General features: G+C 64.0%; 23 protein-coding genes and 1 tRNA gene. 8 read left to right on the forward strand and 16 right to left on the reverse strand.

The features are described 5' to 3' along the window. Nucleotides 1-122: 122 nt before the first annotated feature. The 5 genes from OKW28_RS36520 to OKW28_RS36540 all read left to right on the forward strand — a co-directional run bounded on the left by OKW28_RS36520 (nt 123) and on the right by OKW28_RS36540 (nt 5,453). The gene (locus OKW28_RS36520; protein ID WP_429407085.1) at nt 123-935 is read left to right on the forward strand and encodes a helix-turn-helix transcriptional regulator; all 813 of its coding nucleotides are present in this window, start codon (nt 123-125) and stop codon (nt 933-935) included. Between the two features lie 140 nt (nt 936-1,075). Then, a complete protein-coding gene (gene argH, locus OKW28_RS36525) occupies nt 1,076-2,482 on the forward strand; it encodes an argininosuccinate lyase (RefSeq protein WP_429452662.1) in 1,407 nt (468 codons plus the stop codon). Between the two features lie 362 nt (nt 2,483-2,844). Then, nucleotides 2,845-3,378, forward strand: coding sequence for a TonB C-terminal domain-containing protein (locus OKW28_RS36530; protein WP_184021206.1), 534 nt, complete (start codon nt 2,845-2,847; stop codon nt 3,376-3,378). Nucleotides 3,379-3,745: 367 nt separating this feature from the next. After that, nucleotides 3,746-5,053, forward strand: a complete 1,308-nt coding sequence (locus OKW28_RS36535; RefSeq protein WP_429452664.1) for an MFS transporter — start codon at nt 3,746-3,748, stop codon at nt 5,051-5,053. 220 nt (nt 5,054-5,273) lie between these two features. Beyond that, nucleotides 5,274-5,453: a hypothetical protein gene (locus OKW28_RS36540; protein ID WP_429452665.1), complete on the forward strand. Its 180-nt coding sequence runs from the start codon at nt 5,274-5,276 to the stop codon at nt 5,451-5,453. Between the two features lie 34 nt (nt 5,454-5,487). On the opposite strand, the gene OKW28_RS36545 is transcribed toward OKW28_RS36540, so the two are convergent. Further along, nucleotides 5,488-5,622, reverse strand: coding sequence for a hypothetical protein (locus tag OKW28_RS36545; protein WP_260321106.1), 135 nt, complete (start codon nt 5,620-5,622; stop codon nt 5,488-5,490). Between the two features lie 523 nt (nt 5,623-6,145). Then, on the reverse strand, nt 6,146-7,150 hold the full coding sequence (gene waaC, locus OKW28_RS36550) for a lipopolysaccharide heptosyltransferase I (protein WP_429452666.1): 1,005 nt from the start codon (nt 7,148-7,150) through the stop codon (nt 6,146-6,148). Between the two features lie 220 nt (nt 7,151-7,370). On the opposite strand from waaC, the gene OKW28_RS36555 reads away from it, so the two are divergent. Continuing rightward, a complete protein-coding gene (locus tag OKW28_RS36555; RefSeq protein WP_429452668.1) occupies nt 7,371-8,807 on the forward strand; it encodes a chloride channel protein in 1,437 nt (478 codons plus the stop codon). Between the two features lie 344 nt (nt 8,808-9,151). On the opposite strand, the gene minE is transcribed toward OKW28_RS36555, so the two are convergent. From minE to OKW28_RS36605, 10 genes are all read right to left on the reverse strand, one after another. Next, a complete protein-coding gene (gene minE / locus OKW28_RS36560) occupies nt 9,152-9,406 on the reverse strand; it encodes a cell division topological specificity factor MinE (protein WP_008922443.1) in 255 nt (84 codons plus the stop codon). 14 nt (nt 9,407-9,420) lie between these two features. Continuing rightward, nucleotides 9,421-10,236, reverse strand: a complete 816-nt coding sequence (gene minD / locus OKW28_RS36565) for a septum site-determining protein MinD (RefSeq protein ID WP_184065409.1) — start codon at nt 10,234-10,236, stop codon at nt 9,421-9,423. 106 nt (nt 10,237-10,342) lie between these two features. Next, nucleotides 10,343-11,191, reverse strand: a complete 849-nt coding sequence (minC, locus tag OKW28_RS36570; RefSeq protein ID WP_184045634.1) for a septum site-determining protein MinC — start codon at nt 11,189-11,191, stop codon at nt 10,343-10,345. A 204-nt stretch (nt 11,192-11,395) separates the two neighbouring features. Beyond that, on the reverse strand, nt 11,396-11,929 hold the full coding sequence (locus tag OKW28_RS36575; protein ID WP_090803490.1) for a GNAT family N-acetyltransferase: 534 nt from the start codon (nt 11,927-11,929) through the stop codon (nt 11,396-11,398). A 92-nt stretch (nt 11,930-12,021) separates the two neighbouring features. Next, entirely contained in the window at nt 12,022-12,807 is a 786-nt protein-coding gene (gene map, locus OKW28_RS36580) for a type I methionyl aminopeptidase (RefSeq protein WP_429452670.1), read from the reverse strand. A gap of 419 nt (nt 12,808-13,226) precedes the next feature. Next, a complete protein-coding gene (locus OKW28_RS36585; protein WP_429452671.1) occupies nt 13,227-13,772 on the reverse strand; it encodes a hypothetical protein in 546 nt (181 codons plus the stop codon). Nucleotides 13,773-13,814: 42 nt separating this feature from the next. Then, entirely contained in the window at nt 13,815-15,422 is a 1,608-nt protein-coding gene (locus OKW28_RS36590; protein WP_429452673.1) for a hypothetical protein, read from the reverse strand. A gap of 739 nt (nt 15,423-16,161) precedes the next feature. Then, nucleotides 16,162-16,252, reverse strand: a tRNA-Ser gene (locus OKW28_RS36595). Nucleotides 16,253-16,453: 201 nt separating this feature from the next. After that, nucleotides 16,454-17,749 carry a serine--tRNA ligase gene (gene serS / locus OKW28_RS36600; protein WP_429452675.1) on the reverse strand — a complete coding sequence of 432 codons (1,296 nt, stop codon included), beginning with the start codon at nt 17,747-17,749 and terminating at the stop codon, nt 16,454-16,456. Between the two features lie 64 nt (nt 17,750-17,813). Further along, a complete protein-coding gene (locus OKW28_RS36605) occupies nt 17,814-19,127 on the reverse strand; it encodes a replication-associated recombination protein A (RefSeq protein ID WP_184021180.1) in 1,314 nt (437 codons plus the stop codon). A 212-nt stretch (nt 19,128-19,339) separates the two neighbouring features. On the opposite strand from OKW28_RS36605, the gene cytX reads away from it, so the two are divergent. Beyond that, nucleotides 19,340-20,656, forward strand: coding sequence for a putative hydroxymethylpyrimidine transporter CytX (gene cytX, locus OKW28_RS36610; protein WP_429452677.1), 1,317 nt, complete (start codon nt 19,340-19,342; stop codon nt 20,654-20,656). Between the two features lie 120 nt (nt 20,657-20,776). Here the strand turns inward: cytX and OKW28_RS36615 are convergent, their stop codons facing one another. The 4 genes from OKW28_RS36615 to OKW28_RS36630 all read right to left on the reverse strand — a co-directional run bounded on the left by OKW28_RS36615 (nt 20,777) and on the right by OKW28_RS36630 (nt 24,939). Continuing rightward, nucleotides 20,777-20,965 (reverse strand): hypothetical protein, encoded by a 189-nt coding sequence (locus OKW28_RS36615; RefSeq protein WP_429452679.1) that lies wholly within the window; start codon nt 20,963-20,965, stop codon nt 20,777-20,779. A gap of 203 nt (nt 20,966-21,168) precedes the next feature. Further along, complete coding sequence (locus OKW28_RS36620; RefSeq protein WP_429452681.1) at nt 21,169-21,399, reverse strand: hypothetical protein; 231 nt, start codon at nt 21,397-21,399, stop codon at nt 21,169-21,171. A 335-nt stretch (nt 21,400-21,734) separates the two neighbouring features. Continuing rightward, on the reverse strand, nt 21,735-22,478 hold the full coding sequence (gene lolA / locus OKW28_RS36625) for an outer membrane lipoprotein chaperone LolA (RefSeq protein ID WP_429452683.1): 744 nt from the start codon (nt 22,476-22,478) through the stop codon (nt 21,735-21,737). A gap of 151 nt (nt 22,479-22,629) precedes the next feature. Next, nucleotides 22,630-24,939, reverse strand: a complete 2,310-nt coding sequence (locus OKW28_RS36630) for a DNA translocase FtsK (RefSeq protein ID WP_429452685.1) — start codon at nt 24,937-24,939, stop codon at nt 22,630-22,632. Between the two features lie 391 nt (nt 24,940-25,330). Here OKW28_RS36630 and trxB point away from each other — a divergent pair, with 391 nt between their 5' ends. After that, nucleotides 25,331-26,332 carry a thioredoxin-disulfide reductase gene (gene trxB / locus OKW28_RS36635; protein WP_429452687.1) on the forward strand — a complete coding sequence of 334 codons (1,002 nt, stop codon included), beginning with the start codon at nt 25,331-25,333 and terminating at the stop codon, nt 26,330-26,332. Nucleotides 26,333-26,516: the final 184 nt, after the last annotated feature.

A 26,516-nucleotide genomic window follows, 5' to 3' on the forward strand; every position in this document is an offset into this window, starting at 1 on the left:
GGTCACACCCGGCTTTTCTCATTGCGCGAATCCAGCCGCTACAATGAAGCCCGCCATGTACCAGTACAAGTTGATCAATTATTCTGGTATCTCCATTACCCCCTCCACGCGCAGCCGATAGCATGACGACGCCGTCTTCCGCCGATCACCCGCCGCCGCTCGACGCCACCCCGGCCCGCGCGCTCGGCGACTTCATCCGCGCCCATCGCGAGCGGCTGTCGCCGCAGGCGGTCGGGCTGCCGCCGGGGCCGCGTCGCCGCACGCCCGGTCTGCGGCGCGAGGAAGTCGCGCAGCTGTGCGGCGTGAGCCCGACCTGGTACACGTGGATCGAGCAGGGCCGGCCAGTGTCCGCTTCCGCCGATGCGCTCGCGCGCATCGCGGTCGCGTTGCAGCTGTCGCGCGCCGAGCGCGCGTATCTGTTCGAGCTGGCCGCGCAACGCGATCCGGCCGAGCCCGACCCGGCCGCCGCCGATGCGCCCGCCACGCTGCTGCAAACCGTGCAGCTCATCGACACACCCGCCTACGTGCTCGACCGGCAGTGGAATGCGCTTGCGTGGAACGAGCGCGCGGCCGATCTGTTCGTCGGCTGGCTCGACGGCGCGCACGACCGCAACCTGCTGCGCTACACGTTCACCGAGCCGGCCGCGCGCGCGTTGATCGTCGATTGGGAAACGCGCGCGCGGCGGCTCGCCGCCGAATTCCGCGCCGACTCGATCCGCCATCTGAACGATGCGCCCACACGTGGGCTGATCGATTCGCTGTCGGCCGCTAGCGACGAGTTCGCACGCTACTGGGCCTCCCAGGACGTCGGCGGGCGCGAAGGTGGCAGGCGCGAGTTCAACCATCCGCGCGACGGGCGCATCGTTTATGACCAGATCACGTTCAAGCCCGCGCATCGCGAGGATCTGAAGCTCGTGGTGCTGGTGCGCGAGTAGGCCCGGGATGGGCGGCAGCGCTTTGGCCGCCCTCACCCGGTGTTAAAATCTTCGTCTTTCTTCGCTGCGGCGGCGCTTCTGCGCGATTCGCGCACTCGCGTTGCCAGCCTCTTCACCGCTCGTTTTTACCGCCCAACACCATGACGTCCCAACTGCACAAAAAAGGCGAAGCCTGGTCGGCTCGCTTCTCGGAGCCGATGTCGGAACTCGTCAAACGCTACACGTCGTCGGTTTTCTTCGACAAGCGTCTGGCGTTCGTCGACATCGAAGGGTCGCTCGCGCACGCGTCGATGCTCGCCGCGCAGAAGATCATTTCCGCCGACGACCTAGCTGCGATCCAGCGCGGCATGGCGCAGATCAAAGGTGAAATCGAGCGCGGCGAGTTCGAATGGCAGCTCGATCTCGAAGACGTGCACCTGAACATCGAAGCGCGCCTGACCGCGCTGATCGGCGACGCCGGCAAGCGCCTGCACACCGGCCGCTCACGCAACGACCAGGTCGCGACCGACATCCGCCTGTGGCTGCGCGGCGAGATCGACCGCATCGGCGAGCTGCTCACCGAACTGCGCGTGGCGCTGCTCGAGATCGCGGAGAAGAACGCCGCGACCATCATGCCCGGCTTCACGCACCTGCAGGTCGCGCAGCCCGTCACGTTCGGCCACCATCTGCTCGCGTACGTCGAAATGTTCTCGCGCGACGCCGAGCGCATGATCGACTGCCGCAGGCGCGTGAACCGTCTGCCGCTCGGCGCGGCCGCGCTCGCCGGCACCAGCTATCCGATCGACCGTCACGCCGTGGCGAAGACGCTCGGCTTCGACGGCATCTGCGCGAACTCGCTCGACGCAGTCTCCGACCGCGACTTCGCGATCGAATTCACGGCCGCCTCCGCACTCGTGATGACGCACGTGTCGCGCTTCTCCGAAGAACTGGTGCTGTGGATGAGCCCGCGCGTCGGCTTCATCGATCTGGCCGACCGTTTCTGCACTGGCTCGTCGATCATGCCGCAGAAGAAGAACCCGGACGTGCCCGAACTCGCGCGCGGCAAGACCGGCCGCGTGAACGGCCATCTGATGGCGCTGCTCACGCTGATGAAGGGCCAGCCGCTCGCGTACAACAAGGACAACCAGGAAGACAAGGAGCCGCTGTTCGACACCGTCGATACGGTCGCCGACACGCTGCGCATCTTCGCCGAAATGGTCGCCGGCATCACGGTCAAGCCGCAGGCGATGCGCGACGCCGCGCTGCAAGGCTTCTCGACCGCGACGGACCTCGCCGACTATCTCGTCAAGCGCGGCCTGCCGTTCCGCGACGCGCACGAAGCAGTCGCGCTCGCGGTGCGCGTGTGCGCCGATCGCGGCTGCGATCTCGCGGACCTGACGCTCGACGAAATGCGCGGCGAACTGCCGAACGTCGCGCATCTGATCGGCGACGACGTGTTCTCGTATCTGACGCTCGAGGGCTCGGTGGCGAGCCGCAATCATCCGGGCGGCACAGCGCCCGAGCAGGTGCTGGCCGCGGTGAAAGCGGCGCGTGCGACGTTGAAGTAATCGACGCCTGGGCAGCGCCGTGAGCCTCAGCTTGCGGCGTGGCTGGTTGAACCGGGATCGAAAAGGCGGACCCGTTTGGCGGGTTCGCCTTTTTTATTGCCGCGTGTGAATGGCGAATCGAAGGCAAAAGAAAGCCCGCCAGAAGCGGGCTGAAAAGACTTCCACCGATGCCTCAGCAAGAGGCCATCAGAGTGTAGGCGGGTTTCGCTCGCCGACCAATGCGCGCACATTTCCGGCGATTACAGCGGAAAGCAAAGCGCCTCAGCGGGGCACGCACGATGACATCCGGCGGGCGAACGCCAATTGAATCCCGGCGGTTTTTGACTACCATTCAATCAGGTTCTCCTCGCGGTTCGTCGACGATGCTCTCTCGCACTTCTCCCCCTCCTGTTTCTCACCGTGTGGCTCTGCGCTCCTTCACGGCCGCTCGCATGCATCGGCTATCGCTCGCCGCGCTCGGTGTTGTCGCCGTGGCCGGCTGCACGATCACACCGCTGACGCCGCACGAAACCGTCAGCACACCGGTGGCCGCGATCAACAGCGCGACGCTCGATCAATATCGCGACGCGGTCGCACGACGGATCGTCGAGCGCAATCCGTCGTATGTGCTCCAGGGCAGGCCTCAGCCGATGCTGCGCTCGCTGGTGGTGGTGTCGTTCACCGTCGATCGTTATGGACACATCGTCGAGTCGTCGGTGTATCGCACGAACGGCGACGACGAAGCCGAAAGCACCGCGCTCGCGACGCTGCGCCGCTCGGCGCCGCTGCCGCTACCGCCCGGCAAGCTGCTGAACGGCCGCGGCCAGCTCGAGCTATTCGAAGACTGGCTGTTCAACGACAACGGCAAATTCCAGCTGCGCGAGCTCGCCTCGCCGCAAGCGGAAACGTACGACTGAGCGCGGTTGGCGCGTGCGCTGACACGCACCGCCCAGCGCATCCGCGCATGGGTCGGCCACGCGCGAGCTACTCGAATCATCGCGCATAACTCATAACCCCCCCCTTGCCGCGCAAACTTACGCCGCCATTGCTGCGCGACGAGCGCGCTCGCTATAATTTTCCGATTCCCCACCGCCGGAGCCTTCCGGCATGGCTCACGCCGTCCGCACACCCGCCGGCGCGGCGCATGAGCCGACTGCAGTGCCGCGCCGCCACCCCGCGTGCGGCGCCCAAACCTATACCTCAACGAGGATGCCGCCGTTGCGCGCCGCCTGTCTGCGAAGCACGGGTCAGCGCGCCGCGGCCTCATACAATTGGAGACCCTGCATGTCCACTTCGCCGATTTCCGCCGCTCAGCCCGCAAGCGGGCAAAACAGTAGCGCGCGGATCATCTTCGCGAGCTTCATCGGCACCGCGATCGAGTTCTACGATTTCTATGTCTACGCGACCGCCGCGGCGCTCGTGATCGGACCGGTATTCTTCCCGCATGGCTCGGCCACCGCGCAGGCGCTGTCGGCGTTCGTCACGTTCGGCATCGCGTTCGTCGCGAGACCGATCGGCTCGTTCCTGTTCGGCCACTTCGGCGACCGCATCGGCCGCAAATCGACTCTGGTTGCGTCGCTGCTCGTGATGGGCCTGTCGACCACGCTGATCGGCTTCGTGCCGGGCTACGACGCGATCGGCAGCCTCGCGCCGATCCTGCTGTGCGCGCTGCGATTCGGCCAGGGTATCGGCCTCGGCGGCGAATGGGGCGGCGCCGCGCTGCTCGCCACCGAAAACGCGCCGGCCGGCAAACGCGGCTGGTTCGGCATGTTCCCGCAGCTCGGGCCCTCGATCGGCTTTCTCGCGTCCAACGGCCTGTTCTTCGCGCTCGCAATGTCGCTCTCCGACGAGCAGTTCCGCAGCTGGGGCTGGCGCGTGCCGTTCATCGTCAGCTCGGTGCTCGTCGCGCTCGGGCTGTACGTGCGGCTGAAGATTGCCGAAACGCCCGCGTTCCAGGTAGCGATCGAGCGCAAGGAGCGCGTGCGCGTGCCGATCGCGACGCTGTTCTCGCAGCACTGGCGGCCGACCGTGCTCGGCGCGCTGGCGATGGTGGTCTGCTACACGCTGTTCTACAATGCGACGACGTTCTCGCTGTCGTACGGCGTCGGTTCGCTGCATATTCCGCGGCAGACGTTCCTCGGCCTGCTATGCATCGCGGTCGTGTTCATGGCAATCGCGACGCCGCTGTCGGCCCGCGCGAGCGATCGCTTCGGGCGCAAGCCGGTGCTGATCGTCGGCATCATCGCGGCGATCCTGTCGGGCTTCACGATGGCGCCGCTGCTCGGCAGCGGCGAGCCGTTGCTCGTGCTGCTGTTTCTCGTGATCCAGCTGTTCCTGATGGGCGTGACCTTCGCGCCGATGGGCGCGCTGCTGCCGGAGCTGTTTCCGACCAACGTGCGCTATACGGGCGCCGGCGTCGCGTACAACCTCGGCGGGATTCTCGGCGCGTCGGTCGCACCGTATATCGCGCAGGTGCTCGCCGCGCACGGCGGCTTGGCGTGGGTCGGCGCGTACGTGTCGGTCGCCGCGGCCGTGAGCCTTGTCGGCGTGCTGTGCATGCGCGAGACGCGTGATGAGAGTTTGATGAAATGATGCAACGCGCATCGGCGGAACAACGCTTTCGTCGATGCGCGTTTGCCGAGGTTCGATCGATGCTGCACCCGCGCAGTTTTTACGCGTCTGCGGCGGCATGCAGCGGGCATTATTTCCTCGCTGTTTTCGCGGCCCGGCCCGGGTAAAACCCCCGCCTTGCGCGTCCTTTTGACTTGCCTATACTCCCTGACATAACCCTATAAGAAACGGGGAGATCCGCATGAACGTCCATCTTCACAATGCCGATATCGTGACGATCATCGCGCTGGCCTTGCTCGGCTCGCTGCTGCTCGCGCTGCGCTTCCGTCCGACGACATGGAAATCCATCGCGGTCGAGGCGCTAGCCGCGAACGCCGCGGCCATTGCCGCGGTGGTCGCGTTCGAAATGCTGGCCGCCTGAGGCTGGTGCTCCGGGCCTGAGCACCCCGCGCGGCTTAGCGGTAGTAGTAGCCGTGATGGTAGTAGCCACCGCCGCCGTAGTAATAGCCCGGCGCCGGCGCGATAACGCAGCCGCCGAGTGCCGATGCGAGCAGCGTGCCGGCCACGAGAGTCAGGATCAAGCGTTTCATGTTGTTCTCCATCGAGTCAGATTGATTCGAGCGCAAACCCCGAATGACCCGATTGGACACGATGCGCGCCGCAGCGAACGTTGCCATTTGTAAGGGTGCATCACCGAGCTGTTACAGGACCGGCGCGCTGGATCGGCGCGTTCGATCGACCCGCCCCGCTGCCGCCGGATCGCGCCACCATGGCGGAAAACACCGCCTATACTCAGTTGAGCGCACTGTCGCGATAGAAACCTTGCTGGCCGCGCCAGCGTCGCCGCAATCGAGCGGTTCAACGCGCGCCGTGCGAGCGCCTCGACGCACCGCGGCGTATCAGCTTGCCGCCTTGGCGTCCGCGCATCGGACGCTTCGGCGTCCAACGAAAAGCGACAGTTTTAACAGACGTGTAATCGATTCCTCTCCGCCCGCTGTTCCCCGACACGGGCGTTCTTTGAGGCGCGACGATGCAGTCCCCGCCAGCAAGGGTGGACTACGCGTCACGCCTCTTTTCTATTGCGCAAACGATTGCGCGAGCGCGCGAACGAACTCAGGCGGCGGCTGATCCGTGCTGCATCGCGAGCACCGGCTCTGCCACGTACACGTAGTCGATCGCTTCGAGCGCCGCGCTGATGGGCGGCACCGAGTGGCCGTCGCCGATCGAGGTCGAGCGATACGGCGCCTCGACGCCGCAATGCGATGGCGAGGTCGCGACGAAGATCATCACGGTGCGCTTCTGCAGCGCATGCGCGAGGTGCACGAAACCCGTATCGGTACCAACCACGAGCGCGCACGCGCCGATCATCTGCGCAACTTCGGTCACACTCAATGGCGGCAGCACGGTTGCGCCTGGCACCTGCGCGGCGATCTGCCTGGCTTCGGCAAGCTCACCGTCCGAACCCCACGGCAGCACCACACGGAAACCGCGCTCGCTCAACTCGCGTCCAAGCGCCGCCCAGTGCGTGAGCGGCCATTTCTTGTCGGCTTTCGAGGTGGCGTGAAAGAGCGCCGCGACAGGCGCGTCTTGCGTCGCGAACGGCTGCGGGACGGTTTCGGGTAGTTGCAGGTCGTAGATGGGCGGCCCTTCCACCTCGTAGCCGAGCGCCTCGCTGGCGCTGATGCGCATGCCGTGCCACGCGCTGCCTTGCGGACGTGGGCCGAAACGCCCGGTGTAGGCGAACGCGGCGCCACGCTCGCCCAGATCCTCGGATTGATAGCCGATGCGCCGCGACGAGCGCGCGAGGAAGGCGATGATCGCGCTCTTGTAGACGCCGTGAATGTCGATGATGTAGTCGTAGCGATACGCGCGCAACTCGGCGATCGATGCCCAGATCGCCTTCAGATCACTCCAGCGACGCGCCTTCTTGAAGCGGCGCAGCGGCGCGCACAGCACGCGATCGACGCCTTGGCTCCAATGCACGACTTGCGCAAATGCTTCATCCGCCGCCCAATCCACCTGAACGCCAGGAAATGCGCGTTTGATGTCGGCGACGACTGGCAACGCCTGCACGATATCGCCTAGTGAAGTGACCTTGACGATAAGGATTCGCTTCATTGAGGGTCTGTTCGTTGTTCGAAGTTGAAACTATTCTAGCTGACGCTTTTACCGATCCCCGCCAAATGGCCGTTGCGCGCGATCCGATTCTCAATACGGCACATTACAGCAAAAGGATATCCGCCTGACGATTCACTTCACTTCATTATTTCGAACATCTTTCACGTATTCTGGTCGGTCCCGCACGCTTTATACTTGGGCCTTTGCACGAATCTAATTCATGTCCCGGCCCTTCCCTTCCCGTTCGCCAACTGTCATGCGTCGCGCGAAACGCCTGTGGCGGCAATACGGCATCTTCTGGCTCGGTGCCATCGCCGTCGGCCTGGTCGCGGTGCTGTATGCGCGCCTGATCGACTGGGGGTATGACGCGTTTCTCGATGTCCGGCAGCGGTATGTGTGGGCGCCGCTCGTGATCACGCCCGCGGTCGCCGCACTCGCGGTCTGGCTCACGCGCAAGTTCTTTCGCGGCTCCGAGGGCAGCGGCATCCCGCAGGTGATCGCAACGCTGCACACGAAACAGCGCGGATACGGCGCGCGGCTGCTGTCGCTGCGAATTCTGCTCGGCAAAATCGGCGTGTCGTTTCTCGCGATTCTCGGCGGCTTTACGATCGGCCGTGAAGGACCGACCGTGCAGGTCGGCGCCGCGCTGATGTTCAATCTGCGCCGGTTCTATCCGCGCTCGAATGCGCAGATCGAACGGCAGCTCGCGTTGGCGGGCGCGGCAGCGGGTTTGTCGGCGGCGTTCAATACACCGCTCGCGGGCGTCGTATTCGCAATCGAGGAATTGACGCGCAGCTTCGAGGCGCGCACGAGTGGCGTGCTGATCACGGCGATCATCATTGCGGGTGTCGTCGCACTGGGCCTGAACGGCAACTACACGTATTTCGGCACGATCCAGATCGGCGCGCATTTTCCCGATCTGCTCGCCGTCGCGGTGGTGCTCACCGCGATCGTCACGGGAATCGCGGGCGGTGTCTTCGGCTGGCTGCTGCTCAATACCGCGCGCTGGATTCCGGAGCCGCTGCGTCAGTTGCACCGCGAGCGGCCGGTCGTGTTCGCCGCGCTGTGCGGCTTCGCGATCGCGGTGGTCGGCGTGATCTCGGGCGGCACGACGTTCGGCAGCGGCTATACGGAAGCGCGCGGCCTGCTCGAGGGACACGAGCAGTTGTCGGTGTTCTATCCGTTCCTGAAGATGATAGCGATGGTCGGCTCATACCTGCCGGGCATTCCGGGTGGCATCTTCGCGCCGTCGCTGTCGATCGGCGCGGGCTTCGGCAATCTGCTGCACATGGTGTTCGATTCGATGCAATTGCCGATGCTGATCGCGCTCGCGATGGTCGGCTATCTGGCCGCGGTCACGCAGTCGCCGATCACTTCGTTCGTGATCGTGATGGAGATGATCGACGGCCACGCGCTCGTGATTTCGCTGATGGCCACCGCGTTGATCGCGAGCCGCGTGTCCCGCCTGTTCGCGCCGCCGCTCTATGAGTCGCTCGCCGAGCGCTACGTGGCGCCGCTGCCGCAGCCCACGCCTGCGCCAGTGCCGGAAGTGCCCGAAGTCGAGGTGCCGGAAGCGGAAGGCGAGGACGGCGAGCCGCGCGCCGACGATGCCGCAGACGACATCACGACGGATACCTCCGACTCGCCGCGTCAGTAGACGACCACGCGCGGCGCATGCACATACGGCGGCCGCGCCGGCACAACGACGCAGCCGGCCAGCATCACCGCCAGGGCGGCGAGCACGAGCAGAATCTTTTTATGCGACGTAACCGGTTAAATGCGCGAGGGCGACGCGAGGCTGACGTTGCGCGGGTAACGGCCCCGCTGGAGTGCAACCGTCCATTTCGACCGGGAAATGGCGAGCGCCGTGGAGATGCGAAGAGACGGCTTCAGACAGAAGCCAGAGGACGAGCCGAACGCCGCACCGCATCACGTCGCTCCGACGCGACGCCATGCGACGTCCTGCACATGATGCGAGATGGACCGCGGTCCATCCGAAGCTCAGGCCTGGGGTATTTCGATCTTGACTTCGAGCACTTCGAGATCGTCCTGACGCTCGAGACTGACGCGAATATCGTCGTCGGAAATCTTCACGTACTTCGAGATCACGGCCACCAGTTCGCGTTGCAACGCAGGCAGATAATCGGCGGGCGCATGGCCGCCGGCGCGCTCGTGCGCGATGATCAACTGCAGGCGTTCCTTCGCTACCGACGCGGACTTCTTTTTCTCGCCCAGCAAAAACGAAAGAATCGACATTACGTGCGCTCCCCTTACTTGGTGCCGAAGAGGCGCTGCAGCAGCCCGGGCTTCTGGTAATCGACAAAGCGAAGCGATTTCTGCTCGCCGAGGAAACGCGACACGACGTCCTTATAGGCTTCGGCCACATCGGTGCCGTCCAGATGCACGGCCGGCAGACCCTGGTTCGACGCGTGCAGCACCGCTTCCGATTCCGGAATCACGCCGATCAGGTCGATGCGCAGAATTTCCTGGATGTCGGTCAGCGACAGCATTTCGCCTTCGCTGACGCGCTTCGGGTTGTAGCGGGTGATCAGCAGGTGCTCCTTGATCGGCTCCTTGCTTTCGATCGCGCGCTTGGTCTTCGACGACAGGATGCCGAGAATGCGATCGGAGTCGCGCACCGACGACACTTCCGGGTTCGTCACGATCAGCGCTTCGTCGGCGAAGTGCATCGCAAGCAGCGCGCCCGACTCGATACCGGCCGGCGAATCGCAGACGATGTATTCGAAGTCCATCGCAATCAGATCGTTGATGACCTTCTCGACACCTTCCATCGTCAGCGCGTCTTTATCGCGCGTTTGCGAGGCCGGCAGGATGAACAGGTTCTCGCATTTCTTGTCTTTGATCAGCGCCTGATTCAGATTCGCTTCGCCCTGGATCACGTTGATCAGGTCGTACACGACGCGGCGCTCGCAGCCCATGATGAGGTCGAGGTTGCGCAGGCCGACGTCGAAGTCGATCACGGCGGTCTTGCTGCCGCGCAACGCGAGGGCCGACGCAAAGCTCGCGCTCGTGGTCGTCTTGCCCACGCCACCCTTGCCCGAAGTCACCACAATGATTTTTGCCATTACCCTTACCTTGTGTTCGTCAAATGCGTCAATTGGTGCGCGGCCCGCCTCGCCGTGAAACGCCGCGTGCCGCAATCGCTCGGGGCAGCGCGCGTTTCGCGGCGCTTTACGTGAGCCGCAGCGGTTCGATCATCAGTTTTTCTTCTTCGAGCCAGATCTGCACCGGCTTGCCGAGCACGTCGGCCGGCAGCGGGTTCTCGGTCGTTCGATAGATGCCCGCAATCGAGATCAGTTCCGGTTCGAGACACGTGCAGAAGATGCGCGCGTCGTGATTGCCCTGCACGCCGGCCAACGCCCGGCCGCGCAGCGGCGCGTAAATGTGGATGTTGCCTTCCGCGATCACCTCGGCGCCGTAGCTGACCAGACCGAGCACGACCAGATCGCCTTTTGCGTAAATACGCTGACCCGAGCGCAACGGCTTGTCGACCACCATCGTTTGCGGCGACGTGGCAAGACGCACCGGCTCGGCGGCGGGCGTGGGTTCGACGGCGGCGGCGGCGGCCGTGCCCGTGGCCGCGCTGGCAGTTGCGGATGCCGAGCTGGCGGACGCGCTCGTGCCCGCGCTTGCCTCGGTGCCTGCCGCCGCGTTTGCCGCGCTCGCCGTGCTGTCCTCATCGGCCTGCTTCGCCGGCGCGCCGCGACGATCGCGCGCTTCGAGCAGCGGCAATCCCGACTCCGTCGCCCACTGTTGCTCCGCATTCGCGACCACGCCGACCGGACGCATGCGCACGCTGTCGAGCAGTTGCGCGATGTCGGCGAGCGGCACGCGTTCGTTGCCGGCGAGACGCCGCACGTCGATCGCGACGACGTCGTTAGCGAAGAATTCAGGGGTCGCCTCAAAGCGTCGCGTCAGCTCGGCACGCATCGCATCGAGGTCGGTCGTTTTGACCACGAACATCAGCGTGTCGACAGAGCCGCTGCGCAGTTCGAAAAAGGGCGATTTCTTGGGCGACATAGCGTTCGGCGAAAAATTTTGCGTATTTTACAGGCGTACACGCGCGCGGCCACTATTTTTCCCGGGAGAATCGGTGCTCGCGGGCGCAACGCGTATCGTCGATGCGATCGACGCGCGACGGTGCGAAAGAAACGCTGGCGGGAAAAAGACCGTGATGAAGGGACGGCGAAGACAAGCGGCGCGCGCGACGCGCCGCTTGGGCGATCACTGCTGTAACACCTGCGAAGTAGTCGGCACGTGCCGCACCAGCAGACTTTCGACCTGCTCGGGTGCGCGCTCGACGCGCCGGTGCTCGCCGGTCGGGCCAAAGCCGAGCGCTTCGTAAAAGCGCATCGCGTTGCGGTTCGCGTCGGCGACCCACGCGTAGATTTCCGTGGCGCCCGCATTCGCGAGCCAGCTGCTCGCGGTATCGACGAGCAGCTCGCCGCCGCGCAGATGGCGCACGGCCGGCGCCACCCACAACTCGCAGACGAACGCGCGGCGCGCCGCGGTGTCGTCGAAATGCGCCTCGATCAGCCCGGCCGGATGACCCTCGGTATAGAGCAGGAATGCACCGACGGACTGCGAAACCGCGTGATTCGCCGCGGTCGCGTCGAAACTGGCGGCATCGGCCGACAACGCGTCCTCGAGCGTCGCGCCGAAGGCGTACGGCGCCTCCCGCAGCGAGGCCGTGCGGAGTTCGCGAAAAACGGCGCCCTGATCAGCAGTGATGCGGCGAACGGTCAATGACGGACTCATGCAGACGAAAACCCCTGGAAACCCTAACGCGTAGCTTTAACCGAACCGGCCGGCGAGTCAAATTTATTATTGACCAGAATATGCGGTCCCGCTCACGGCGCGTCGTAGTCGCCCGTGCCGTCCGGCCACGGCGTCAGCAGTTCATAGCCGTCGTCGGTCACGGCGACCATGTGCTCCCATTGCGCCGACAGCGAGCGGTCCTTCGTGATCACGGTCCAGCCGTCGCGCTGTACCGACGTGCCGGCGCGGCCCGCGTTGATCATCGGCTCGATCGTGAAGACCATGCCCGGCTTCAGGCGCACCCCCTGCCCCGGCTGCCCATAGTGCAGCACCTGCGGGTCCTCGTGATAGACCTTGCCGATGCCGTGCCCGCAGTAGTCGCGCACGACCGAGAAGCCCTCGCGCTGCGCGACCTTCTGGATCGCGTGGCCGACGTCGCCGAGCGTCGCGCCCGGCTTCACCTCGCGGATGCCGGCCACCATCGCCTCGTAGGTCGTGTCGATCAGCGCACGCGCGACCGTGCTCGACTGGCCGACGCAGTACATGCGGCTCGTGTCGCCGAAATAGCCGTCCTTGATGATCGCGACGTCGATGTTGATGATGTCGCCGTCCTTCAGGATCTCGTTGCGATTCGGAATGCCGTGACACACGACATGGTTGACCGACGTGCAGACGGTCTTCGGAAAGCCCAGATAGCCGACGTTGGCCGGAATCGCTTTCTGCGTGTGGACGATGTAGTCGTTGCACAGCGCGTCGAGGTCGTCGGTGGAGACGCCTGCCTTGACGTGCTCGCCGATCATTGCCAGTACATCGGCCGCGAGGCGGCCCGCAATGCGCAGCTTCGCGATATCGTCGGGAGTCTTGTAGGTAATGGCCATGAATTCAGTCGATGTGAGTCGCGGGTCAAGCGCGAGATGACCCGCCGCGCCCGAAAGCCCGGCGCCCGCAACCGCCGGTCGATTGGGCGATTTCGGGCAATTGTACAGAGGATCGCGGATGGACCCCGCGCAAATCGGCTGAAGCGGTGCGCGAGAAGCGGCGGTGGCGCTGTCGCGGCTTGCTGCGGCGCGCGCCCGAATCAGGATGACAGATTTTGCGCGGCCCGTTGCGGGCCTGGGCGCTCGCATCGACTTAAGAGCAACGGAACTCGAAGGATCATCGAGCCGGCAACGCCAATCGTTCAGCTTTCCATACTAAATTCCAGGCCTTCCGTCACGCCGCCCGCTGCGCCCCGCTCTTCGCCAAGTCGTGCGGAGCGCCTTCTCCGATGCATCACCGACGCTCTCGGCGATTTCGATCAGCCGCCGCCGCGGAACGCGCCACGTTCACCGCCGATCTCGACGCCGAGCGCAACCGCGGGGCGCAACGATGGCATCGACAGATCGATCGACGCAATTCGCGGCGGCGACACGGATTGGATCTGCCGCAGCGCACCGGGAAGCAGGTTGCCTCGCTCGGCGAGACGGCCTCGGCGATGGAGCAGCTCACCGCGATCGTGCAGCTCAACGCGAGCATTGCCGAAGAGGCGAGTGACCTCGCGCGCGTCGCGCGTGACGAGCATCGTAGTGAAATCGCGCAGGCGTCGCGTGAACAGAGCGATGGGATTCAGCAGTTGGGCATCGCGATCACGCAAATGGACGAGGTCACGCAACAGAACGCGGCACTCGTCGAGAAAAGCGCGGCGGCGGCCGCGTCGCCCGCGGATCAGGCGCGGGCGCTGAGGGAGGTGATGGAGGGGTTCGGGGTGGATGAGGCGCCCGCACCCCCGCCTCGATACTCCGAAGGGAAGATTGGGCGCCGCCGTCAGGCCCGGCGACACGTCGCTCTTGACACCGGGCGGCATCGACTACGGACGGGCGGAACCGCTTGCGTCGACACTCGCGGCCTAGTTGTCGGGATGGGCCGCCGTGAAGCTTTGGAAAGCACTGTAAGACGGATTCAGCGGTGAACCGTTGAGCATGATGCCGAAAGTCTGGTCGCCGCTGTCGAGCACGTAATACATGACGGACTGGATATTGTGCGTCTTGCGGTTCTGATAGTACTCGCCGAGCTTCGTCGAGATGTAGTTCGAACGATAGGCCTCAGTTTGCTCCGGTCCGGTGTTCCACTCGGTGACGATGAACGGCACGCCATACCGGGCCTTGCAATAGATCGGCAGATCGAAGCCTGGCTGCGCGCCGTCCGTACCGACGTCGAACAGATCGCCATACACCTCGTAGTTGTGCCACGTGGTGATGTCCCAGCGCACCGTCGGGTAACCGCCGCTACCATCCGGCTGCATACCGTCCCACAGCGCGTCCGCCGCGCCGATGTCGTTCACGCAGAAGTTGATGCCGCATTTGGCGTTGGACTGAACCGACTTCACGCCGTCGATCATCCCGCGCATCACGCCGCGCATCACCGGCCAGTTCGCGTTGTTGAAGTCCGACGCCCTCGTGCCCGCATAAGTGAAGTTGAGCACGGTGGCGTTCGTCCGCGTCAGCTCGTTGCCGCATTCGTAGATGGTCACGCCATACGGCTTCAGTGCGTTCGCGACGGCCTGGGCTACCGCGTAACCCTGGCTGTAAGCCGCATTCTCGCCAGCCCACAGGTTGCCGCTGGAGTCGTAGACGCCCCCGCCGATCAGCACGATCAGCGTCATCCCCGCCGACTGGAAAGCCTGCGCGAGTCCGATCACCGCGTTCAACTCGGTCGACGTGTTGTTGCAGCCGACGCGATAGCTCGTGCAACCCATGCCCTTCAGGATCGACACGATCTGTTGGGGCGTGTAGTTGTAGTCGAAGTGGCCGTTCATGCCGTAGAACATGCCGGCGGACTGTGTGATCGCGGTGCGCGGATCGTTACAGGGCAGCCAATGGCCGGCGGTGTCGTTGTTCACGTAGAACTGGCCACCCGTGCCGCAATGCCAGATCTTGCCGCCGTACCACAACACGAGCGAGACGTTGTACGTGTTGCCGACCGTCGCCCCGTTGCGGTAAATGACGCCGTTAGTCAGCGTCCAGATTGCGCCGGACTTGTCGATGATGTACGGAGAAGCGGGCAGCGAGGTGCCGTCGGCCGAAGTGCCGCCGAGGCGCGGGTCGTTGCAGCCCACCCAGCCCGAGCCCGTCCATTCGTAGAACTGACCACCCGTACCTTCGTGATAAATCACGCCGCCGTAAAACAGCACGAGCGAGACGTTGTAGGTGTAGCCTGCCGCCGACCCGTTGCGGTAGACCGAACCTCCGGAAAGGGTCCAGACGTTGCCGGAGTTGTCCGTGATGGACGTGGCGGGCGGCATGGAGATGCTGTTCGGGTCGCTCGTCTTCGCAGTCGGCGTTGTATTGCTCGAGGCACCGGACGCACCCGAAGCTGCCGCAGCACCAGAAGCGCCAGTCGCAGCGGCTGCCTTGCCACTCGCGTCCGATGACCCACTGCCCCCACCACACGCGGCCAAAAGATAACTTGCGCTCAGGGCCGTCAGGCCCCCAATGAATTGACGTCGTTTTATCATCGCGGAGTAATTCCAAATGTCGGGAAAATTCCCGATAAAAAGACCAAAAGGTGGATTCGCTGTGATTCGACGGACAATGAATAAGGATTCGATGCAAATGAATTTGCAGGCCTTAAAGACTATTGTCCCGAAGTGCTTTGAACGCACGTCTGTGTTGTCCGATTGAACCGAGGCGCGCGAAGGTGCTCCTCGCGTTGGTTCAGATTGACAGGGCTGGGTGCGCGTTGGTTCGCAAACGTTTGCGTTGCAAACCTTTTACTGATTGATTGCCGAAGCTTTCATTTTCAGGAAAATTCTTCCTGTAAAAGCTTCTGACGGCGTAAATCGTACCCTGAACGAATGACCGAGCCCAGCCAAAAATCGTATTTATTTGTTAAAAAAGGCAGATCTTGCGAAGATCTGTGGGGTCGGCGAAGATTCGCACTTTCAGAAGTCGATTGGGGGGCGGGTCGCCCGCAAATTTTCTGACTTCGACCCCTTATAGCGTGCACCAGCCACACCCCGAATATGTCCGGTATATGAATTAGCGGACGGTGCAGCACGGATGACTTAAGATATTTGTATGGAAATGAGATGAAAAAGACCACGAGCAAGAAATGGCTCATGTAAAAAATTGAAACAAAGGATTTCGCCAAAATAGAAATGATGCTTGAAGAATTTCGAATTGCCTTGGCAAAGCCATTCGAGAACTCAAAGCAAAAACCCCTTGATCTCGGTGAAATCAAGGGGTTTCAGAATTTGGCGGAAAGGGTGGGATTCGAACCCACGGTACGGGGAAACCGTACGCCTGATTTCGAGTCAGGTACATTCGACCACTCTGCCACCTTTCCGGGTATTCCAACTCGCTACTGCATCGTCGGATCCAAGCGGGCCGTTGCTCGGGAGAAAAAGATTATAGAACAGCTCGAATCAGTTTTCCAAGCCCCCTCGTCGAAAAAACTTCTAAAAAATTTCGCGGGACCTCGATGCCGTTCGCGGCATCCATCGTCAGACACGCGACGACACCGCGCCTGCGCGCGCATCGGCGACGCTCAGGCCGCCGGCACTTGCAGCCGCTCGACGCCGCCGAGGTAAGGCCGCAGTGCCGTGGGCACCGTCACCGAGCCATCGGCGTTCTGGAAGTTCTCGAGCACCGCGACGAGCGTGCGGCCCACCGCGAGACCCGAGCCGTTGAGCGTATGCACGAGCTCCGGCTTGCCCTGCGCGTTGCGGAAGCGTGCCTGCATGCGTCGCGCCTGGAACGACTCGGTATTCGAGCAACTCGAAATCTCACGATAGGTGTTCTGCGCGGGCAGCCACACTTCCAGGTCGTAGGTTTTCGCTGCGGAAAAGCCCATGTCGCCGGTGCACAGCGTGATCACGCGATACGGCAGTTCGAGCTTTTGCAGAATCGCCTCCGCATGGCCGACCATCTGCTCGAGCGCGTCGTACGATGCGTCTGGCGCTACGACCTGCACCATCTCGACCTTGTCGAACTGATGCTGGCGGATCATGCCGCGCGTGTCACGGCCGTACGAGCCCGCTTCCGAGCGGAAGCACGGCGAGTGCGCGGTCAGCCTGATCGGCAGCGCGTCCGCTTCGACGATGCTCTCACGCACCGTGTTCGTCAGCGAAATTTCCGAGGTCGAGATCAGGTACTGCGTGACCGTGTGTTCACCGCCGCCCTTTTCGACGCGGAACATATCGTCCGCGAACTTCGGCAGCTGGCCCGTGCCGTACAGGATGTCGGGATTGACGATGTACGGCGTGTAGATCTCGGTATAGCCGTGCTGCTGCGTGTGCGTGTCGATCATGAACTGCGCGAGCGCGCGATGCAGCCGCGCGATCTGGCCGCGCAGCATCGTGAAGCGCGCGCCCGACAGCTTCGCGCCGGTCTCGAAGTCGAGGCCGAGCGGCGTGCCGACGTCAACGTGATCCTTGACCTCGAAGTCGAACTGACGCGGCGTGCCCCAGCGGCGCACTTCGACGTTGCCGGCTTCGTCGTTGCCGACCGGCACGCTTTCGTGCGCGAGATTCGGCACGTCGAGCAGCAGATCGGACAGACGCTTCTGGATGTGTTCGAGCTTGACCGCCGACGCCTTCATCTCGTCGCCGATGCCGCCGACTTCGGCCATCACCGCCGACGTGTCTTCGCCGCGTCCTTTCATCGCGCCGATCTGCTTCGACAGGCTGTTGCGGCGCGCCTGCAGTTCTTCGGTACGGGTCTGGGTATCGCGGCGTTCCGCTTCGAGCGCGGTGAAGGCCGCGACGTCGAGGGTATAGCCGCGGTCGGCGAGGCGCTTTGCGACGCCGTCGAGGTCTTTGCGCAGCAACTGGATGTCGAGCATGGGATGGGACGGATGTTCGTTGTATGAAACCGCGATTTTAGCGCACCGGCAAAGGTGAAACGCCTCAAGCCTTCTTCGGCTTGTTCTCGGCGCGCCACCGCGCATCGAGCTCGCCAAGGCGCGCGAGCTTCTCGCCGATCTTGCCTTCGAGACCACGCGGTGTCGGCTCGTACCAATGCGGCTCGCGCATGCCGTCGGGCAGATAGGTTTCGCCGGCCGCGTACGCATCGGGTTCGTCGTGCGCGTAGCGGTAGTCGTGGCCGTAGCCGAGTTCCTTCATCAGCTTCGTCGGCGCGTTGCGCAGATGCACCGGCACCGCGCGCGACTGGTCCTTGCCGACGAAGCGCCGCGCCTCGTTGTACGCGTTGTACCCGGCATTCGATTTCGGCGCGACCGCCAGATAGATGATCGCCTGCGCAAGCGCGAGCTCACCTTCGGGCGAACCGAGACGCTCGTAGGTTTCGGCGGCGTCGAGCGTGATGCGCGCGGCGCGCGGGTCCGCGAGGCCGATGTCTTCCCACGCCATGCGCACGATGCGACGCGCGAGATAGCGCGGGTCCGCGCCGCCGTCGAGCATGCGGCAGAACCAGTACAGAGCGCCGTCCGGGTTGCTGCCGCGCACGGATTTATGCAGCGCGCTGATCTGGTCGTAGAAGGCGTCGCCGCCCTTGTCGAAGCGGCGCAGATTCTCCGCGAGCGCGCTGCCCAATAACGCGCCGTCGATTTCGGTGGTCTTCTGCCGGGCGGCCGCGCGCGCGACGATCTCGAGGTTGTTCAGCAGCTTGCGGCCGTCGCCGTCGGCGGATCCGATCAGCGCGGCGCGCGCTTCGTCGGTGAACGTGAGGCCGCCGAGTTCCTTTCGCGCGCGCTCGAGCAGCTCGCGCTGTTCGTCGTCGGTCAGGCTCTTCAGCACGTAGACGGCGGCGCGCGACAGCAACGCGCTATTGACCTCGAACGACGGATTCTCGGTCGTCGCGCCGACGAACACGAACAGGCCCGACTCGACGTGCGGCAAGAACGCGTCTTGCTGGCTCTTGTTGAAGCGATGCACTTCGTCGACGAACACTAGCGTCTGATGGCCGTTCGCGCGATGGATCTGCGCGGTTTCGACCGCCTCGCGGATATCCTTCACACCCGACAGCACCGCCGACAACGCGATGAACTGCGCGTGAAACGCATCGGCCATCAGCCGCGCGAGCGTGGTCTTGCCGACGCCCGGCGGGCCCCACAGGATCATCGAATGGGCCTCGCCCGATTCGAACGCGACCCTGAGCGGCTTGTTCGGACCGAGCAGATGCGACTGGCCGATCACTTCGTCGATATTGCGTGGCCGCAGGCGTTCGGCGAGCGGAACATTGGCACGGGTTTCTTCAAACATGACGTTTTGGGGATAATCTCGGCTTTCCGGGGCACGCACCGCTTCGGAGCAGCGCCTCGCGGGACAGGCGCAAAGCCCGCGCCCGGCCGGAAACACAGGCACGAACGCGGGCAACGTCCTGCATTATGACAGTGACGGCGGCCAGGCGATGGCCGACCCGGGGCGCCGGCAACGCAAAGAATCACAGCACCACCAACAGGAACGAACATCAGATGGCTCAAGATTCCGTCGCCGGCGACGCCGGCTCCACCTACGCGCCGCTCACGCCGGTGCCCGACGCGCGCCGCGCGTTTCGCACCGGCGACGCGTTCGCGCTGTGGTTCTCGCTCGGCATCGGCCTGCTCGTCGCCCAGGCGGGCGCGCTGCTGGTGCCGGGGCTTTCGCTGCCGCATGCGCTCGTCGCGATCGTGCTCGGCAGCGTGATCGGCGTCGTGCTGCTCGCGCTCGCGGGCGTGATCGGCACCGACACCGGGCTCGCGGCGATGTCGTCGCTGCGTCCGACGCTCGGCGTGCGCGGCGCGTCGGTGCCGGCCGTGCTGAACATGGTGCAACTGGTCGGCTGGGGCTCGTTCGAGGTGATCGTGATGCGCGATTCCGCCGATGCGCTCGCGAAACAGGCGTTCGGCCTGTCGATGCCGCTCGTGTGGACCGTGATCTTCGGCGTGCTCGCGACGCTGCTCGCGATCAGCGGCCCGCTGTCGTTCGTGCGGCGCTTTCTGCGCAAGTGGGGGATCTGGCTGCTGCTCGCGGGCGCCGCGTGGCTCACGTGGAACCTGCTCGCGCGCCACAATCTCGCGGACCTGATGCGTCGTCCCGGCACCGGCGAGATGTCGTTCGGCGGCGCGTTCGACCTCGTGGTCGCGATGCCGCTGTCATGGCTGCCGCTGATCGCCGACTACACGCGCTTCGGCCGCCGCGCCGGCGAGACGTTCCGCGGCACGCTATACGGCTATGGCATCGCGAACATCTGGTTCTATGCGCTCGGCGCGGTCTACGGGCTCGCTGCCGGCGGCGGCGATGCATTGCTGACCGGCGCGCTCGCGCAAGCGGGCGGCGGGTTTGCGCTGCTGCTGATTCTGATCGACGAAATCGACAATGCGTTCGCCGACATCCACTCGGCCGCGGTGTCGACCGGCACGTTCTGGACGCGCGCGAGCGTGCCGTTGCTGTCGGCCGCGTTCGGTGCGCTGTGCACGCTGATCGCGCTGCTCGTGCCGATGGCGAAGTACCAGAACTTCCTGCTGCTGATCGGCTCGGTATTCGCGCCGCTGTTCGGCGTCGTGCTGATGGATCACTTCATCGTGCGCAAGCGTCGCGTCGACGCCGCGGTGCTCGCCGATGTGCGCGGCCGCTACGGCTTCTCGGGCGGCTGGCACCTGAGCGCGTTCGTCGCCTGGGCGATCGGCATCGCCTCGTACCAGGTGATCAATCAATGGCTACCGAATGTCGGCGCGACGTTGCCGTCGCTTGCGATCGGCGCGGTGTGCTATTACGCGTTCGTATCGGCGCGCAAGACCGCGTATGCGTGAGCGCGTCACCCTCAGCGCGTTGCATTAGACGCAGCTGTCACAAAATAAAAAAGACCTGCAATCCCAATTCAGGTCTTTTTTTGTGACCGTCGAACGGCCAATCACAGTGCGCGCCGCGGGCTATTTTTTCGCCGCTTTGCGCCGACGCGATTCGGCCTTGCGACACAGATCCGTGAGCAGCCAACGGGCGACGGTCTCCGGCCGATTCGGCGCGTACGAGGCGAATTTGCTCTCGTTCGCGAAATGGACGACGACGGTGCCCGTCATTACGCGATAAGTTCCGGCATGGTTTACGCCGTCCAGTTCCACGCTTAGCGCGTGGGTGGTTTCATATTCCGCAAAGGTCAAAATAAAAGCGATATCTCGAAACGAGACATTATCCCTACGATTTTTCGGAAGTCAAAAAAATATGCAATTCGTTGCATATTGAAATATTACCCGACGGTAATTGTTGCTTTCTCCGCTTGAACCCAAATAACGGGCTACCGGATACGTTAAATAATCTGACTGCCCTACTGCCGTTCAAGCCGAACCGCCGGCGTATCGGCGAAATGCTCAAGCGCGCGATTGCCTTCCCGATGGGCTTCGGCCTCATCGATAAAGGTTTTTTCACTATATGCAACGACTTTGAAACCACTTCCGGCCGAGCGCGGAACGGTTATTCCCCAATGCCACCCGCCCTCCTGCTCGAACACATGGAGGGACGGGGACACGCGTGAATCGTGTGAAGAAGACAATCTCATGACATGCCTCACCTTTCCAGACATCCGAAGCGACAACCACCTTCGATCAGTTTAGGCGTTATTTTGTTGCATTGCAGCAAGAAATTGTTAGAGATTGCGAACCCAATCCTGGAAAATGATCGGACGCGCCAACTCCGGTCCATGAGCAATGCCGGTCTTTTCAGACTCGCACTAAATCATTACGTCTGCCGGTACGACGATTTAATGTTCGTCGCGGCGCCGGGGGGCGCATCCCTAAGCAATCCAGGCGCCGCGCGAAATCAAAAGCCGCGCTCGACAAGCGCGATTTCGCGGGCGTTTGCAAAGGCGCCGCGTGTCGGCGCCTACCGCGCGGTTTATCCGTTGATCACATCCGCGCCCTTCGGCACCGCGAACTTGAATGCATCGGGCGGCAGTTGCGGATTTTTCTGGATGTTCGAGAACGTGAGCAGCGTCACGTTACCGAACACGTCGTGCAATTCCATCGCTTCGAGATTGCCGTCCTTGAAACCGATGCCGACGCGCTCGAACTGCGTGTCCTTCGCCTTCGGCGTCAGTTCGAGCCAGTCGATGCCGGCCTTCACACCCGCGTCGCGCAGCGAGAAGTTCTTGTCCAGATCGTTGCTGCCGAACAGGATCGCCGCCGGGCTTGCGCCGAGCGCGTTGCCGAGCGGGCGCACCGTCACCTGGTTCAGATCCTTGTCGTAGACGTAGAGCTTGTCGCCGTCCGCCTGCAGCAATTGCGAGTAGGGCTTCTCGTATTGCCAGATGAACTTGCCGGGCCGCGCGAACATGAACGTGCCGCTCGACGTGGTCGGCTTGGCCGGGTTCGCGGTGGACAGCGCGCCGCTCGCGCCCTGCGCCTTGCTCGGCGCGCGCACTTCCTGCTGCACGAAGGTGCCGCGCGCCGAATGGACCTGCGCGATGAATGCCTTCAGTTGCTCGGTGCCGCTCGCGAACGCGTGCGAGGCGACGAGCAGCGACGCACCGATCGCGACACTGCCCACGGCGCGCGCGATCTTGCGCATGCCGCGGGACACGCGCTCGCCGAGGCGCCCCGCTCGACGCTGTCGGGCATCCTGCTGCGCGATTGCTTGCATAGGTTTTTCTCCCTTGAATGAATTCGGTGATGGGCTGCGCCGGCTCGATGCACTCGCTGAACACAGAGTGACCGGCCCGGCGTCGAGCCGCAATGGAGCACCGGACGGTGCACGCGGCGTCGCTCGCGATGGCCGCAATGGCTCGTTGCGGCTATTCCGCCTCGCGCGCCGGCGCCAGGATCTCGCGATTGCCGTTCGACGACATCGCCGACACCACGCCCGAATTCTCCATCTGTTCGAGTAGACGCGCCGCCCGGTTGTAGCCGATGCGCAGGTGCCGCTGCACGAGTGAAATCGACGCGCGGCGATTCTTCAGCACGACGTCGACAGCCTGATCGTATAACGGGTCCGACTCGCCTTCGGTGGACGCGGTTCCCGCCGAGCCTTCGTCGCCCTCGCCGCTCGCGCCGCCTTCGAGAATGCCCTCGATATAGTTCGGCTCGCCCTGCTCCTTGAGCTTGTCGACGACGCGATGCACTTCATCATCCGACACGAACGCACCGTGCACGCGCACCGGCAAACCGCTGCCTGGCGGCAGATAGAGCATGTCGCCCATGCCGAGCAGCGACTCGGCGCCCTGCTGGTCGAGAATCGTGCGCGAGTCGATCTTCGACGACACCTGGAACGCCATACGCGTCGGCACGTTGGCCTTGATCAGGCCGGTGATCACGTCGACCGACGGACGCTGCGTGGCGAGAATCAGATGGATGCCGGCCGCGCGCGCCTTCTGCGCGATCCGCGCGATCAGCTCTTCGACCTTCTTGCCGACGACCATCATCAGGTCGGCCAGTTCGTCGATGACGATCACGATGTTCGGCAAACGCATCAGCGGTTCCGGATCGTCCGGCGTCAGGCTGAACGGATTCGGCAGCTTCTCTTCGCGCTTGGCCGCTTCGTCGATCTTGTTGTTGTAGCCGGCGAGGTTACGCACGCCGACCTTGCTCATCAGCTTGTAGCGGCGCTCCATTTCGGCGACCGCCCAGTTCAGCGCGTGGCCCGCCTGGCGCATGTCGGTGACGACCGGACACAGCAGATGCGGGATGCCTTCGTAGACGCTCATTTCAAGCATCTTCGGATCGATCAGGATCATGCGCACCTGCTCGGCGCTCGCCTTGTACAGCAGCGACAGGATCATCGCGTTGATACCCACAGACTTGCCCGAACCAGTCGTGCCGGCGACGAGCAAATGCGGCATCTTCGCGAGATCCGCGCACACGGGCTTGCCGCCGATGTCCTTGCCGAGACCCATTGTGAGCGGCGACGCGGCATCCGCATACACAGCCGAGCCGAGAATTTCGGACAGGCTCACGGTCTGACGGCGCTGGTTCGGCAGTTCCAACGCCATGTAGTTCTTGCCCGGAATCGTTTCGACGACGCGAATCGACACGAGGGACAGCGAGCGCGCGAGATCCTTCGCGAGATTAACGATCTGACTGCCCTTCACGCCCGTGGCCGGCTCGATTTCATAGCGCGTGACGACGGGCCCCGGATACGCGGCGACCACGCTCACGTCGACACCGAAGTCCTTCAGCTTCTTCTCGATCAGGCGCGACGTGAATTCGAGCGTGTCCGCGGAAATGGTTTCCTGCGCGGCTGGCGCGGGGTCGAGCAGCGAGATGGGCGGCAGCGTGGAGTCGCCGGGCAGATCGGTAAAGAGCGGCACCTGGCGTTCCTTCTCGACACGCTCCGACTTCGCCGGCGTGGCGAGCGGCGGCACGATCACTACGGGCTCGTGCTCCTCGATGCGCACGCGGCCCTTCTCGACCTTGCCTTCGCGCTTCACGGCGGCCGCTTCGCCGAGCTTGCGATCGAGCCCGGCCTCGCGGCGCAGCTTCGCGAACGTCACCGCGGAAATGATCGATTCGCCGACCTTCTCCGCGACCGACAGCCACGAAAAACGGAAGTACAGCGACAGCCCGATCCCGAGACCGAGCAGCAGCGCGAGCGTGCCACCGGTGAAGCCGAGCGCATGCGAGATGCCGCGCGCGACAGCCTCGCCGATCACGCCGCCAGGCGCGCGCGGCAACTGCACCTTCAGCGACCACATGCGCAGCGCCTCGAGGCCGTTGCACGACAGCAGCACGAGCATGAACGCGAACGCGTCTGCGAGCCAGCTGACGCCGCGCGGCGCGTCGTCGTCCTGCGGCTCTTCGTTGCGGGTGATGCGCTTGTAGTTCGCGGAGATGTGGCGGCCGAGCAGCACGATCCACCAGTAGGCGGACAGGCCGAACAGCAGCAGCAGGATGTCGGAAGTCCACGCGCCGACGCGGCCCGCCCAGTTCGAGATATGGTCGACCTGCGCGGCATGGGTCCAGCTCGGGTCGTGCCTGCTGTAGCTGACGAGCGACATCAGCAGGAACACGCCGAGGGCCACCTGCAGAATCCAGCGGATTTCGGTGAAGAGGCGCGACATGCGGTGCGGCAATGCCTGCGCGCTCGCGGTATAGGGAGCTTTTGCCATTGATCCTGTTGCCTGGGGTAGCCGGTTCAGGCTGAAACTGCCGCCGGGAACGCGGCCCGAGCCTCGCCGCGCACGGCTTCGGGCCCGATCCCGGCTACCGGAAACTTCGATCCGGGCTATTGTAAACGCTGTGTCCCGCGCGAGGCTGTAAATGACGGTAACTTGGCTGTTTGACCACAGACGGATGCGCGAGGCGCGCTGAATTCGCCGTATCGCGCCGCGGGCTCGCCCCGAGCGCCCACGCCGCCACGCTATCGCGGCGATCAGAAAGCTTGATGGCGCAGCGGCACGCCCCGCCCTTTATAATGCCCGACTGATACCCATCTATAGTTTCAGCTCAAAAACGCACGGCTACGCAGCGGCGAGCCGCGCGCCGTACAAGGATTCGATCATGCCCGCAACTGCAACGAAACACGCCAAGGTTCTGATTCTCGGTTCCGGTCCCGCCGGCTACACGGCGGCGGTTTACGCGGCGCGCGCCAACCTCGCGCCGGTGCTCGTCACCGGCCTCGCGCAAGGCGGCCAGCTGATGACCACGACCGACGTCGAAAACTGGCCCGCCGACGCCACCGGCGTGCAAGGCCCGGAACTGATGGCGCGCTTCCTCGAGCACGCCGAGCGCTTCAATACCGAGATCATCTTCGACCACATCCACACGGCGAAGCTCGATGAAAAGCCGATTCGCCTGATCGGCGATTCGGGCGAGTACACGTGCGATTCGCTGATCATCTCGACGGGCGCATCGGCGCAGTATCTCGGCCTGCCGTCGGAAGAGGCGTTCATGGGCAAGGGCGTGTCGGCCTGCGCGACCTGCGACGGCTTCTTCTACAAGCAGCAGCACGTCGCCGTGATCGGCGGCGGCAATACGGCCGTCGAAGAGGCGCTGTACCTCGCCGGCATCGCGAAGAAGGTGACCGTGATCCATCGCCGCGACAGGTTCCGCGCCGAGCCGATCCTGATCGACCGTCTGCTCGCGAAGGAGAAGGAAGGCGTCGTCGAGATCAAGTGGAACCATGTGCTCGAAGAAGTAACCGGCGACAACTCCGGCGTGACCGGCCTGCGCATCAAGCACTCGCAGACTGGCGAGACCACCGACATCGCGCTGCAGGGCCTGTTCGTCGCGATCGGCCACAAGCCGAACACGGACATCTTCGAAGGCCAGCTCGAGATGAAGAACGGCTACATCATCACGAAGGGCGGCCTGAACGGTTTCGCGACCGCGACCAGCGTGCCGGGCGTGTTCGCCGCGGGCGACGTGCAGGACCACATCTATCGCCAGGCGATCACGAGCGCGGGCACCGGCTGTATGGCCGCGCTCGACGCGCAGCGCTATCTCGAGACCATCAACGAGATGGCCGGCGAGCACGCGATGAGCGCGGAAGCGGACCGCTGATCCGCAGCGCGCTGCCGTATGGCGAGACGAAGTCCCGACAAACGGGCGCGACAGTAAAATGGCGGTGGCGCAGCGCTGCTGTCATTGGCTCACGAAGGCCGCGGCTGAAATGCCGGCGGCCTTTGTCGTTTTTGCCGCCTTGTCAATGTGCGTCGAGCGCGTTGGCAGCACCACCGACCGACCT

It is taken from the genome of Paraburkholderia sp. 40, from assembly GCF_050434105.1.
Lineage (GTDB): Bacteria > Pseudomonadota > Gammaproteobacteria > Burkholderiales > Burkholderiaceae > Paraburkholderia > Paraburkholderia tuberum.

Coding starts and splice junctions, on each gene's coding strand:
- OKW28_RS36520 (WP_429407085.1), top strand. CDS start 123: ATGACGACGCCGTCTTCCGCCGATCACCCGCCGCCGCTCGACGCCACC.
- argH (WP_429452662.1), top strand. CDS start 1,076: ATGACGTCCCAACTGCACAAAAAAGGCGAAGCCTGGTCGGCTCGCTTC.
- OKW28_RS36530 (WP_184021206.1), top strand. CDS start 2,845: ATGCTCTCTCGCACTTCTCCCCCTCCTGTTTCTCACCGTGTGGCTCTG.
- OKW28_RS36535 (WP_429452664.1), top strand. CDS start 3,746: ATGTCCACTTCGCCGATTTCCGCCGCTCAGCCCGCAAGCGGGCAAAAC.
- OKW28_RS36540 (WP_429452665.1), top strand. CDS start 5,274: ATGAACGTCCATCTTCACAATGCCGATATCGTGACGATCATCGCGCTG.
- OKW28_RS36545 (WP_260321106.1), bottom strand. CDS start 5,622: ATGAAACGCTTGATCCTGACTCTCGTGGCCGGCACGCTGCTCGCATCG.
- waaC (WP_429452666.1), bottom strand. CDS start 7,150: ATGAAGCGAATCCTTATCGTCAAGGTCACTTCACTAGGCGATATCGTG.
- OKW28_RS36555 (WP_429452668.1), top strand. CDS start 7,371: ATGTCCCGGCCCTTCCCTTCCCGTTCGCCAACTGTCATGCGTCGCGCG.
- minE (WP_008922443.1), bottom strand. CDS start 9,406: ATGTCGATTCTTTCGTTTTTGCTGGGCGAGAAAAAGAAGTCCGCGTCG.
- minD (WP_184065409.1), bottom strand. CDS start 10,236: ATGGCAAAAATCATTGTGGTGACTTCGGGCAAGGGTGGCGTGGGCAAG.
- minC (WP_184045634.1), bottom strand. CDS start 11,191: ATGTCGCCCAAGAAATCGCCCTTTTTCGAACTGCGCAGCGGCTCTGTC.
- OKW28_RS36575 (WP_090803490.1), bottom strand. CDS start 11,929: ATGAGTCCGTCATTGACCGTTCGCCGCATCACTGCTGATCAGGGCGCC.
- map (WP_429452670.1), bottom strand. CDS start 12,807: ATGGCCATTACCTACAAGACTCCCGACGATATCGCGAAGCTGCGCATT.
- OKW28_RS36585 (WP_429452671.1), bottom strand. CDS start 13,772: ATGCCGCCCGGTGTCAAGAGCGACGTGTCGCCGGGCCTGACGGCGGCG.
- OKW28_RS36590 (WP_429452673.1), bottom strand. CDS start 15,422: ATGATAAAACGACGTCAATTCATTGGGGGCCTGACGGCCCTGAGCGCA.
- serS (WP_429452675.1), bottom strand. CDS start 17,749: ATGCTCGACATCCAGTTGCTGCGCAAAGACCTCGACGGCGTCGCAAAG.
- OKW28_RS36605 (WP_184021180.1), bottom strand. CDS start 19,127: ATGTTTGAAGAAACCCGTGCCAATGTTCCGCTCGCCGAACGCCTGCGG.
- cytX (WP_429452677.1), top strand. CDS start 19,340: ATGGCTCAAGATTCCGTCGCCGGCGACGCCGGCTCCACCTACGCGCCG.
- OKW28_RS36620 (WP_429452681.1), bottom strand. CDS start 21,399: ATGAGATTGTCTTCTTCACACGATTCACGCGTGTCCCCGTCCCTCCAT.
- lolA (WP_429452683.1), bottom strand. CDS start 22,478: ATGCAAGCAATCGCGCAGCAGGATGCCCGACAGCGTCGAGCGGGGCGC.
- OKW28_RS36630 (WP_429452685.1), bottom strand. CDS start 24,939: ATGGCAAAAGCTCCCTATACCGCGAGCGCGCAGGCATTGCCGCACCGC.
- trxB (WP_429452687.1), top strand. CDS start 25,331: ATGCCCGCAACTGCAACGAAACACGCCAAGGTTCTGATTCTCGGTTCC.